Origin of the sequence: Neisseria perflava (assembly GCF_019334725.1) — a bacterium.
GTDB lineage: Bacteria > Pseudomonadota > Gammaproteobacteria > Burkholderiales > Neisseriaceae > Neisseria > Neisseria subflava_A.
The window spans coordinates 821,466-833,646 of the sequence record NZ_CP079818.1 but is presented as its reverse complement, the minus strand read 5'-3'; the positions used below and the strand labels follow the sequence as shown (position 1 = coordinate 833,646).

11 protein-coding genes are annotated in these 12,181 nt (G+C 48.3%); all 11 read right to left on the bottom strand.

Features of this window, described 5'->3' with window-relative positions; translation table 11 throughout:
• Positions 1-92: 92 nt before the first annotated feature.
• The 11 genes from LPB400_RS04035 to LPB400_RS03985 all read right to left on the bottom strand — a co-directional run bounded on the left by LPB400_RS04035 (position 93) and on the right by LPB400_RS03985 (position 12,103).
• A complete protein-coding gene (locus LPB400_RS04035; protein WP_219089475.1) occupies positions 93-500 on the bottom strand; it encodes a phage holin family protein in 408 nt (135 codons plus the stop codon).
• 109 nt (positions 501-609) lie between these two features.
• Positions 610-978 carry a DUF883 family protein gene (locus LPB400_RS04030; RefSeq protein WP_063068023.1) on the bottom strand — a complete coding sequence of 123 codons (369 nt, stop codon included), beginning with the start codon at positions 976-978 and terminating at the stop codon, positions 610-612.
• A gap of 194 nt (positions 979-1,172) precedes the next feature.
• Positions 1,173-2,063, bottom strand: coding sequence for a succinate--CoA ligase subunit alpha (gene sucD / locus LPB400_RS04025; protein ID WP_003678822.1), 891 nt, complete (start codon positions 2,061-2,063; stop codon positions 1,173-1,175).
• 10 nt (positions 2,064-2,073) lie between these two features.
• On the bottom strand, positions 2,074-3,240 hold the full coding sequence (gene sucC, locus LPB400_RS04020; protein ID WP_049352726.1) for an ADP-forming succinate--CoA ligase subunit beta: 1,167 nt from the start codon (positions 3,238-3,240) through the stop codon (positions 2,074-2,076).
• A 71-nt stretch (positions 3,241-3,311) separates the two neighbouring features.
• Positions 3,312-3,599 carry a hypothetical protein gene (locus LPB400_RS04015; RefSeq protein ID WP_004519272.1) on the bottom strand — a complete coding sequence of 96 codons (288 nt, stop codon included), beginning with the start codon at positions 3,597-3,599 and terminating at the stop codon, positions 3,312-3,314.
• 124 nt (positions 3,600-3,723) lie between these two features.
• On the bottom strand, positions 3,724-5,157 hold the full coding sequence (gene lpdA / locus LPB400_RS04010) for a dihydrolipoyl dehydrogenase (RefSeq protein WP_002217382.1): 1,434 nt from the start codon (positions 5,155-5,157) through the stop codon (positions 3,724-3,726).
• 259 nt (positions 5,158-5,416) lie between these two features.
• Complete coding sequence (odhB, locus tag LPB400_RS04005; protein WP_063075931.1) at positions 5,417-6,598, bottom strand: 2-oxoglutarate dehydrogenase complex dihydrolipoyllysine-residue succinyltransferase; 1,182 nt, start codon at positions 6,596-6,598, stop codon at positions 5,417-5,419.
• A 99-nt stretch (positions 6,599-6,697) separates the two neighbouring features.
• On the bottom strand, positions 6,698-9,526 hold the full coding sequence (locus LPB400_RS04000; protein WP_219089474.1) for a 2-oxoglutarate dehydrogenase E1 component: 2,829 nt from the start codon (positions 9,524-9,526) through the stop codon (positions 6,698-6,700).
• Positions 9,527-9,735: 209 nt separating this feature from the next.
• On the bottom strand, positions 9,736-11,019 hold the full coding sequence (gene gltA, locus LPB400_RS03995) for a citrate synthase (protein WP_219089471.1): 1,284 nt from the start codon (positions 11,017-11,019) through the stop codon (positions 9,736-9,738).
• A 124-nt stretch (positions 11,020-11,143) separates the two neighbouring features.
• A complete protein-coding gene (locus tag LPB400_RS03990) occupies positions 11,144-11,392 on the bottom strand; it encodes a succinate dehydrogenase assembly factor 2 (protein WP_003678830.1) in 249 nt (82 codons plus the stop codon).
• A gap of 3 nt (positions 11,393-11,395) precedes the next feature.
• Complete coding sequence (locus tag LPB400_RS03985; protein WP_002241462.1) at positions 11,396-12,103, bottom strand: succinate dehydrogenase iron-sulfur subunit; 708 nt, start codon at positions 12,101-12,103, stop codon at positions 11,396-11,398.
• Between the last annotated feature and the right edge of the window lie 78 nt (positions 12,104-12,181).

Sequence of the window (12,181 nt, the reverse complement as noted above, 5' to 3'; positions counted from 1 at the left end):
AAGAGTATCTTAAAAGCTACGAGAATATTTTTATGTCTATCTATGACGGCATTTGCAATAGAATTGACATATTCTAATATTCTTAAAAAACTCTATACACCTGTTGCTTCATCGTCCGCATCCTTGTCTATCTCACCGCGCAAATACGCAATGTCCGATCGAATATCCTGCAAGGTTTCAGCCACACGACTGCCCTGCTCCCGATAATCTGCCGATACTTTGCGGAACAATACTGCAATAATCAGCAGGCTCATGAAGAAAATGCCGAAAAATACCCACAAAGCGGCCACATCAGACAGCACGCGGTTCAAACCGAACAGCAAACCAACCAAGCCCACCATCAACAGCGCGCCGGACAACACCAGCCAGATCGCCAACCGGAACACATTCTCCGCCTGACGCGTCAAATCCAAGCTCAATACCTGCAAACGCAGCAGCAGCAAATCCGCGCCCTGATTCAACAAAGCCTTGCCATGTTCAAAACGCTGGCGAATTCCCATCTCGATTATCCTTTTTTCCAGGAAAAATAAGGCTAAGGCCGTCTGCACAGCGCAATGAAATCCATGATTTCATGTACACGCCTGTTCAGACGGCCTTAACATATTCACATTAACGGCGGTTCAACAACACACCGACAACCAAACCGGCCAATGCGGCAAAACCCATCGCATAATATGGTTTTTCATGCACCACTTCATCAGCTTGTTTGGCACCGCGTTTCAAGCACGCCCCAGCATCTGATTCTAAATCGGAAAAAAGCTCTTTACCATCTTTAAATCGTTCGCTAATCTCTTCTTCGAAGCTGCTAAAACGCTCTTTGGCTTCTGCCAATTTTGCTTCCAATTTAGCGCGAATTTTACTACCTTCTTCCGAACCGGCTTCAACACCATTGCGGTACAGTTCGTCCACATCATCCATTACTTCTCGGATATCTTCCAACAAAGCATCACGACGTTTTTCAAAATTATGTTTTTTCATAATACATACTCTCCTATAGATTGATATGGTTACAGATTATTCATCTGTTAATAACATTATAACCATTTATTTCCAAATAAACGTTAATTTAAATAAAATTAAGTCCTTATTCTGAAAACAAACAAATGAAATTTAAAAAAAGGCCGTCTGAAAACTTCAGACGGCCTTTTCCATTCAGCTTAAAGACTTAAGTCTTATGCCAAACCTTTTGCTTTCAACACTTCCAGCATGGTAGTGCCCAACTCGGCAGGGCTGCGGGTGTAAGCGATACCGGCTTTTTCGAAAGCGGCGAATTTTTCTTCGGCAGTACCTTTACCGCCGGAAATAATCGCACCGGCGTGGCCCATACGTTTGCCTTTAGGAGCGGTAACACCAGCAATGTAACCTACAACAGGTTTGGTTACGTTGGATTGGATGTATTCGGCTGCTTCTTCTTCCGCAGTACCGCCGATTTCACCGATCATGATGATGGCGTCGGTATCTGGGTCTTCTTGGAAGAGTTTCAGTGCGTCGATTTGGTTCATACCAGGAATCGGGTCGCCGCCGATACCGATACAGGTTGATTGACCCAAACCCAGTTTGGTGGTTTGTGCCACGGCTTCGTAAGTCAATGTACCGGAACGGGAAATAATACCGATGCGGCCAGGTTGGTGGATGTGGCCCGGCATAATGCCAATTTTGCACTCACCCGGAGTAATTACGCCAGGGCAGTTAGGGCCGACCAAACGTGTGCCGTTGCCGTTGGTTTCCAGATAGCGTTTGGCTTTGAGCATGTCCAGAGTAGGCACGCCTTCGGTAATCACAACGACCAAGCCTACGCCTGAATCTACGGCTTCAACGATAGAATCCAAAACAAACGGAGCGGGAACGTAAATTACAGATGCGTCTGCGCCGGTTTCTTTAACGGCTTCTTTCATGGTGTTGAACACAGGCAGGTTCAGGTGGGTTTGACCGCCTTTGCCCGGGGTAACGCCGCCGACAACTTTAGTGCCGTAAGCCAGAGCTTGTTCGGAGTGGAAAGTACCGTTTTTACCGGTGAAACCTTGAACCAATACTTTGGTGTCTTTATTAATCAATACGCTCATTCTTTTCTCCTTAGGCGTTTACGGCTGCAACAATTTTTTCGGCTGCGTCATTCAGGCCGTCTGCAGAAGTCAGTTTCAGACCTGATTCGTTCAGGATTTTCGCGCCGAGTTCGGCGTTGTTACCTTCCAAACGAACAACGACAGGAACGTTGACGTTGATTTCTTTAACGGCTGCCACGATGGCTTCCGCAATCATGTCGCAACGTACGATACCGCCGAAGATGTTGATCAATACGCCTTTAACGGATTTGTCTTCCAGAATCAGTTTGAACGCTTCAACCACGCGGTCTTTGGTTGCGCCGCCACCAACGTCCAAGAAGTTGGCAGGTTGGCCGCCTTTCAGTTTGATGATGTCCATAGTGGCCATCGCCAAACCTGCGCCGTTAACCATACAGCCGATGTTGCCTTCCAGGGCAACATAGTTCAGGTCGAATTCAGAAGCTTTCAGCTCACGTTCGTTTTCTTGAGATTTGTCGCGCAAAGCGGCAATTTTCGGCAGGCGGTAGAGCGCGTTGCTGTCGATACCGATTTTGCCGTCCACACAGGCCAAGTCGCCGTTTTCACGGACTGCCAATGGGTTTACTTCAAACAGGGCGAAGTCGTTTTCGACAAACGCTTTGTACGCTCCGGTCATCAGTTTGACGAACTCGTTGATTTGTTTGTCTTTCAAGCCCAGTTGGAAGGCAACTTCGCGAGCTTGGCAAGGTTGCAGGCCGACCAGCGGATCAACGGTTACTTTGAAGATTTTTTCTGGAGTTTCGGCAGCAACTTTTTCGATTTCCACGCCGCCTTCGGTAGAAGCCATGAATGTAACGCGGCGGGTAGAACGGTCAACCACTGCGCCCAAGTACAGCTCGGTTTGAACCGGATACATGTCTTCGCAAACCAAAACGCTGTTGACAGGTTGGCCGTTGGCATCGGTTTGGTAAGTTACCAAGTTGGTACCAATCAGGCTTTCAGCCACTTCTTTAGCTTCTTCGCGGCTTTTAACGACTTTTACGCCGCCCGCTTTACCGCGGCCGCCGGCGTGTACTTGTGCTTTGACAACAGCGAATTTGCCGCCCAATTTGTCGTAAGCTGCAGCGGCTTCTTCGCCGTTGTGTGCCAAAATACCGCCTTGTACGGGCAAACCGTAGCTAGCCAGCAGTTCTTTAGCCTGATACTCGTGTAAATTCATGGATTTCTCCTTAAGGTGAGTGGGTTTTAGGAATCGCCCTGCGGCCAATCCCATATTTTCAGACGGCCCTACTATTTACTGAAGGGCAACCACATCCGCGCCAGCAGATACATGGTTGCGCCACCTCCTCCGAGAATAAAAAAGACAATGCCTTTTTTACGCGAATTCGGGCAGAGCAGATAAACGGCAAGGCTGAAACTGATAAACAACAATGCCACGCGCCAAACCAATTCTTTATCTTTGAAACGGTTGAGCGTATAAGTTTCGGTCATCATCACATACATTTGCCACAATGCGGCCATACACATGCTGATGATGCCCATCGGTATAAAGAAAATACCGACTATTTCTTTGTTCATAACGAATGTAAATGCTGTTTGTTTGTCTGATGGAATTATAAATCAGAAAACGAAGCTCTCGAAACATTCAATTTGTCGGAGGCCTTAAGGCCGTCTGAAAAGTTTCAGACGGCCTTAATGTCTATCAACCGTGCAAAGCGCGTTTGTCAGCCGCCAATGCAGCTTCGTGAACCACTTCGGACAAGGTTGGGTGGGCATGGATAATGCGGGCGATGTCTTCGCTGCTGGCGAAGAATTCGAGCGCAGTCACGCCTTCGGTAACCAATTCGCTGACAACCGGGCCGATCATGTGTACGCCCAAGATACGGTCGGTTTTGGCATCTGCCAACACTTTAACCGTACCTTTGGCTTTGCCCATTGCCAATGCGCGACCGTTTGCACCGAAACCTGAAGTACCTTTTTTGTACTCCACGCCTTCGGCTTTGAGCTGCTCTTCGGTTTTACCCACCCAAGCGATTTCAGGGTCGGTGTAAATAACAAACGGTACGTTGTTGAAGTCGATATGCGGTTTTTGACCGGCAATGCGCTCAGCAACGGCAACGCCTTCGTCGCTGGCTTTGTGTGCCAACATTGGGCCGCGGACCACGTCGCCGATTGCCCATACGTTAGGCAGGTTGGTACGGCATTCGCCATCTACTTTGATAAAGCCGCGCTCGTCTTTTTCCAAGCCTACGGCTTCCGCGTTCAGGCCTTTGGTGTTTGGAATACGGCCGATGGCAACGATCAGTTTGTCGAATACTTCGGTTTTGGCTTCGCCGGCAGCAGTTTCGTAAGCAACGGAAACGCCTTTGCCTTCGGATTTGATGTCGCCGATTTTCACGCCCAATTCAATGCTCAGGCCTTGCTCTTTAGTGAAGTATTTGAAGGCTTCTTTGGCGATTTGTTGGTCGGCGGCAGCCAAGAAGGTCGGCGCAGCTTCAAGAATGGTAACTTCTGCACCCACGCGGTTCCATACGGAACCCATTTCCAAACCAATCACGCCGGAACCGATCACGCCGAGTTTGGCAGGTACTTCGGTCAGGTTCAATGCACCTTCGTTGTCCAATACGTTCACATTGTCGATAGCGACTTGTGGCAGCGGACGCGGTACGGAACCGGTGGCTACGATGACGTGTTTGGCTTCGATAACGGTTTTCTCGCCTTTGTTATCGACTTCGATTTGGTAAGCATCGCCATTTTTACCGGCAAAGGAAGCAGTACCGAACAGGCTGGTTACTTTGTTTTTTTGGAACAGGAATTTCACGCCGCCGGTCAGTTTGGTCACGATGGCATCTTTGCGCTCAATCATTTTGGCCGCGTCGAATTTTACGTCGCCGACAGTGATACCGTGTTCAGCAAAATCATGTTGCGCCGCGTGGAAATGTTCGCTGGATTGCAACAGGGCTTTGGAAGGAATACAGCCTACGTTTAAGCAAGTACCGCCCAATGCAGGGGCATTGCCTGCTTTGTTAACGCCTGCGTCGACGCAAGCGGTTTTGAAACCCAGTTGCGCGGCACGGATGGCGGCAACGTATCCACCCGGGCCTGCACCAATCACTACTACATCATATTGAGACATCGTGTCATCCTTTGCTTTTGGCAGTATCTCAAAATAAAAACGATACTTTTTGTTTCTTTTTTATTTTGAATGACTGCGTTTTGATGGTTTTAAGAAAAGGCCGTCTGAAAGTCCATATCTGTCGATTCATTCGAATCAAATGTTTCAGACGGCCTCAATCGTTCGTTGAGCCTATTGTAGCACGATACTACATTACGCTACATCTAAATAAAAATTCAGACGGCCTTTTCATTAATAAATAAAAGGCCGTCTGAAACGATTAAAGATCCAACAACAGGCGAGCTGGGTCTTCCAACGCGTCTTTAATGGCTACCAAGGTCAATACAGCTTCTCGGCCGTCAATAATACGGTGGTCGTAAGACAGAGCCAGATACATCATTGGACGGACAACAACTTGACCGTTTTCAACCACAGCGCGCTCTTTAGTAGCGTGCATACCCAAAATCGCAGATTGAGGCGGGTTGATGATCGGGGTAGACATCATAGAACCGAAAGTACCACCGTTGGTAATACTGAATGTACCGCCGGTCAGATCTTCGATAGCGATTTTGCCGTCTTTGGCTTTTTTCGCGTAATCAACAATTGCTTGTTCGATGTCGGCAATGCTCATTTGGTCGGCATCACGCAGGATTGGCACAACCAAACCGCGTGGGCTGCCAATTGCGATACCAATGTCGAAGTAGCCGTGGTAAACGATGTCTTTGCCGTCAACAGAAGCATTCACAACCGGGTATTTTTTCAGGGCGGCAACAGCGGCTTTAACGAAGAAGGACATAAAGCCCAGTTTTACGCCGTGTTCTTTCTCGAATTTATCTTTGTACTTCGCACGTAAGTCCATGATCGGTTTCATGTTGACTTCGTTGAATGTAGTCAGAATGGCGTTTTCTTGTTGAGAAGCCAGGAGGCGTTCTGCAACACGGGCACGCAGGCGGCTCATTGGTACGCGTTCTTCAGGACGTGCGCCGGCAGGAAGTGCAACGGCAGGGGCTGCGGCTGCTGCAGGTTTGGCAGCGGCATTTTGTACGTCTTCTTTCAATACGCGACCGTCACGGCCAGAACCTTGCAATGCGTTCACGTCAACACCGGTCTCGGCAGCCAGTTTGGCGGCGGCAGGCATAGCGGCGTTGTTTTGTGCAGCAGCAGGAGCAGCGGCTGGGGCAGCTTCGGCAGGCGCGGCGGCTGGTGCTTCAGCAGCGGCAGTAGCAGCTGTATCGATGCGTGCCAAAACTTGGTCGGCAACAACGGTTTCACCGTCTTGCGCTACGATTTCAACCAATACGCCGGCTTGTGGAGAAGGTACTTCCAAAACCACTTTGTCAGTTTCGATATCGATCAGGATTTCGTCACGGGCAACTGCTTCGCCAACTTTTTTCTTCCATTCCAAGAGCGTGCCTTCAGATACGCTTTCAGACAGCATAGGTACTTTTACATCAATAATCATTTTGTGTCTCCAATGGCCCTTTCAGACGGCCTGTTGTGTGTTTTTAATTCTGCATATGGGCATTCCGCCTGAGCAGCCTCAGACGGAATGCTACTTGGTTTACAACGCCAAAGCGTCTTCAACCAATTGTTTCAATTGAGCAATATGTTTGCTTGAGTAGCCCACTGCAGGCGATGCACTGCTTGGACGACCGGCATAAGACAGTTTTTGCTCTTCGCTGATAACGTCTTCGATGCGGTGGCGGATTTGGTAGAACGCGCCTTGGTTTTTCGGCTCTTCTTGCGCCCAAACCACAGATTTTGCATTCGGATATTTCGCCAGTTCAGCTTTAACCTCTTCATATGGGAACGGATACAGCTGCTCAACGCGGACGATAGCAACATCATCTTCCAGTTTACGCTCGGTACGGCCTGCTTCCAAGTCATAGTAAACCTGACCGGCACACAATACCACGCGTTTCACGCTGTCGTTGCTTGCGCGTTCGGCGGTATCACCGATAACCGGACGGAAAGTCGAACCTTCGGTGAAGTTTTCCAGCGGGCTCATTGCACCTTTGAAGCGCAACAGGCGTTTGGACATGAAAATCACCAGCGGTTTGCGGTATGAACCCAAGACTTGACGTTGCAAGAGGTGGAACATTTGCGATGCTTCAGACGGCATGATGACTTGCATATTGTTCTCTGAACACAGTTGCAACCAACGTTCTACGCGTGCAGAAGAGTGCTCAGGGCCTTGACCGTCGTAACCGTGCGGCAGGATGGTGGTCAGACCGCACAAACGACCCCATTTGGTTTCGCCTGAAGACAGGAATTGGTCAATAGTCACTTGCGCGCCGTTGGCGAAGTCACCGAATTGAGCTTCCCAAATGGTCAGCTTGTCAGGAGCGGAGCAGGCAAAGCCGTACTCGAACGCCATCACGGCTTCTTCGTTCAAAATGGAGTCGATAACTAGGAACTCGCCCATGCCTTCGCCCATATGGCGCAGAGGAACATAAGTACCGTCGTCCCATTTTTCACGGTTTTGATCGTGCAATACTGCATGACGGTGTGAGAATGTACCGCGGCCGGAGTCCTCACCGGAGATACGCACGCCATGACCTTTGGTCAGCAGGCTTGCGTATGCGAGGGTTTCGGCCATACCCCAGTCGATGGCTTGTTTGCCGGATGCCATGGCTTTACGCGCTTCGATCACACGTTTTGCAGTCGGATGCAGGGCAAAGCCTTCCGGTACGGCGGTAAATTTCTCGGTAAGGCGCTCGATGTCGGCGGCAGGCAAACCAGTTTCGATTTTTTCGCGCCAATCTTTGCCTTGGTATTTGCTCCAGTCGATTTGTGTGCGTTGGAAGTTGCTCAAAGTTGTTTGTTCAACATGTTCGCCTTTGTCCAAAGCATCACGGTAGGCTTGGATGTAACCGTCAGCCTCAGCTTGAGTTACCACGCCTTCGGCAATCAGTTGCTCGGTGTACAAAGCACGCGCACCTGGGTGTTGCGATACTTTTTTGTACATCATCGGTTGGGTCAAGGTCGGATCATCGCCCTCGTTGTGGCCCCATTTACGGTAGCAGACAACGTCGACCACGATGTCTTTATGGAATTTTTTGCGGTAATCCAAAGCGGCTTGAATGGCAAAGCAAACGCGTTCAGGGTCATCGCCGTTCACGTGGATAACCGGAGCGGAAACCATTTTTGCGATATCGGTACAGTGTACGGTAGAACGGGTATCGCGGGTATCGGAAGTGGTAAAGCCGATTTGGTTGTTGATCACGATGTGAACGGTACCGCCGGTGGTATAACCGCGTGTTTTAGACAGGTTGAATGTCGCTTGGTTAACACCCAAACCGATAAATGCGGAGTCACCGTGAATCAATACCGGCAAGACTTTATCGCGGCCGTTTTCGCCCAAACGTTTTTGTTTGGCGCGCGCAGAACCTTCCACTACCGGGTTAACAATTTCCAAGTGTGACGGGTTGAATGCCAAAGAAACGTGCATTGGGCCGTGTGGCGTAGCGATGTCGGAGCTGAAGCCCATATGGTATTTCACGTCGCCGCTAGGCAATTTGATTTCGGCACGGCCTTCAAATTCAGCAAACAGATCAGCCGGTTTTTTGCCCAAAATGTTAACCAAAACATTCAGACGGCCACGGTGTGCCATACCGATGATGACTTCTTCCACACCGTCTTTACCGGCGTTTTGAATCAGATAGTTCAAACCGGCAATCGCGCTTTCGCCACCTTCTACACCAAAGCGTTTTTGACCGACATATTTGGTATGCAGGTAGCGTTCCAGAGTTTCGGCAGCAGTCATCTCTTTCAAGATACGGCGTTTTTGTTCAACGTTGTAGCTTGGCGTAGACAATACGCTTTCAAAATAATTGCGCACCCAACGACGCTCTTCAGTATTGGGAATATAGATATATTCCAATGCGATATGGCCGCAGTAGGTTTGTTTGAGGTTGCTGATGATTTGGGACAGAGGCAGTTTGCTCTGACCGGAAAAATCGCCCTCGCCCATATTGAATTGAAGCGCCATGTCGGCATCTGACAGACCGTGGAATTTAGGATCGAGAGCTTCGATATTTTGAGGAGGGATACGTTTGAGCGGATCAAGTTGGGCTGCACCCACGCCTTGGATACGATAGGCAGAAATCAGTCGCAAAACGCTAACTTGCTTTTTCATCATTGCCTCATCCACACCGCCTGCGACGGCTGCGGCAATTTTCTTTTTAGCCAAAGTGGCAAATGATTCACGAATCGGTGTATGGGCAACATCGACAGCGACTGCGCCCGGCTGTTTACTCAAATCGGTAAAGTACTGTTTCCATTTTTCATCGACAGATTCTGGATTATCCAGAAACTTTTCATACAACTCCTCGATGTATGGCGCATTAGAACCAAACAGATAAGAGAAATTGAGTTTTTCGTCCATCATGGCGTGAGCTCTTTTCTTTAAAATATAAACAAAGGGCAGAATCCCGTGTTCTCCGAACGGAATTCAGGCCGTCTGAAATGACACTTTATTCTACCCTATTTCAAATCAAATTACCTGCTATCAACTTAATTAATTACGACCAACCTCATTGAAAACGGCAATTCGATTTTTTCAAACGACTTTTTAACAATATATTAATGTATTGTCTATTAGCGTTTATCTACCGGAACGTAATCACGACGTTCTGCACCGGTATACAGTTGACGTGGGCGACCGATTTTCAGTGTCGGATCGCTAATCATTTCATGCCAATGAGAAATCCAACCTACACTGCGCGATAATGCGAAGATAACGGTAAACATTTCAGTTGGAATACCCAATGCGGACAAGACAATACCGGAGTAGAAATCGACGTTTGGATACAGCTTGCGTTCAACAAAGAATGGATCTTTCAGTGCAATTTGTTCCAATTCCATCGCCAGCTTGAATTTAGGACTGTCTTCCAAGCCCAATTCTTTCAAGACTTCATAACAGGTTTCGCGCATGATGTTGGCGCGAGGGTCCATATTGCGGTATACGCGGTGACCGAAGCCCATCAGACGGTATTTGCGTTGTTTCACACCTTCCATGTATGCAGCAACATTAGACACATCGCCGATTTCGTCCAGCATCTTCAACACAGCTTCGTTTGCACCGCCGTGTGAAGCACCCCACAGACAGGCGATACCGGCAGCGATACAGGCAAATGGGTTCGCGCCTGAAGAACCGGCCAAACGTACAGTCGAAGTAGAGGCGTTTTGCTCATGGTCGGCATGCAAAATAAAGATACGGTCGAGCGCGCGAGCCAATACTGGATTAGGTTTGTATTCTTCACATGGTGTCGCAAACATCATGTGCAAGAAGTTTTCAGCATAGGAAAGGTTATTTTTTGGATAATTGAACGGCAGACCGTTGGAATAACGGTAACACATTGCTGCAATTGTCGGGATTTTGGAGATTAAGCGGTAAATCGCAATTTTGCGGTGTTCAGGATTGGCAATATCCAAGCTGTCTTGATAGAAAGCAGACAAAGCGCCAACCACGCCAACCATCATCGCCATCGGATGCGCATCGCGACGGAAACCGCGGAAGAACCAAGTCAGCTGCTCATGCAGCATAGTATGGCGACCGACTGTGGCATCAAATTCTTTTTTCTGTTCAGGGGTAGGCAGTTCGCCGTAAATCAACAGGTAGCAAACTTCCAAGTAATCGGATTTTTCGGCCAACTGCTCGATAGGATAACCACGGTAATACAACAGACCTTCATCGCCATCAATATAAGTGATTTTGGATTCGCAACTTGCAGTTGACACGAATCCGGGGTCGAAGGAAAACAGACCTGTATTTTTTGTCAAAGCACGAATATCAACCACATCATGGCCGATACTTGCTTCCAATACTGGCAGTTCCAAGGTCTCTTGATTTGGGGTGGTGAGCTTGACTGATTTAGACATTCTTAAACTCCTTTGTAAGTTGGGGCTTTCGTTGCCGCCCAAGCGGCACGGTCCTTTTTTTCAGACGGCCTCCGTATGGAAAGAGCTTGTTCGGATTGGCATCGCAAACAAGCTCTATAACACGTCATGCCTGTCTGATTTTTTCAAGCATGGGAATCAGGTGTTTCTTGTCCGTCGCCGAATGTCCGTTAATCAAGGCAAGCAACTCTTGGTCTTGAAATTCGAGGATTTCGGAAAATTCGGACAACTCCTGATCACTCAGGTGCTCGAATTCTTTTTCCATGAACCTGCCGAAGATTAAATCTAATTCCAATAATCCCCGGCGGGTTTGAAAACGGATTTTCCGTTTGGCAATATCGTCAAAAACCATCATTTCTTAAACGGCTCGTTTCAACATAATCTCTTTAATCTTACCGATGGCTCGGGTCGGATTCAAGTGTTTAGGACATACGTCTACGCAGTTCATAATGGTGTGGCAACGGAACAAACGGTATGGGTCGTTCAGATTATCCAAACGCTCGTTAGTAATGGTATCACGGCTATCCGCAATGAAACGGTAAGCATTCAGCAAACCAGACGGACCAACGAATTTATCAGGGTTCCACCAGAATGACGGGCAGGCAGTCGAGCAGCAAGCACACAAAATACATTCGTACAAACCGTCCAACTCTTTACGCTCTTCCTGAGTTTGCAGACGCTCTTTGTCCGCATCGATAGGGTTATCGTTGACAACGTAAGGTTTGATGGAGTGATATTGTTTGAAGAATTGGGTCATATCCACAATCAGGTCGCGGATAACAGGCAGACCTGGCAGAGGGCGGATTTTAACCGGCTGTTTCAAACCACGCAGATCGGTCAGACATGCCAAGCCGTTTTTGCCGTTGATGTTCATACCGTCAGAACCGCAAATACCTTCGCGGCAAGAACGGCGGAAAGACAATGTATCGTCTTGTGCTTTCAGACGCACCAAAGCGTCCAAAAGTTTAACGTCCGTTGGTTCCAATTCCAACTCGTAACGTTGCATATAAGGTTTGGCATCAACGTCCGGGTTATAACGGTAAATTTCAAAACTCATTTTTTCCATGAGAAGTGTTCCTTTTCTCATAAACTGCCCAATGATTTTGTATTATGAATTCAAGCAGTTCAATGTGGGTATGGTTAG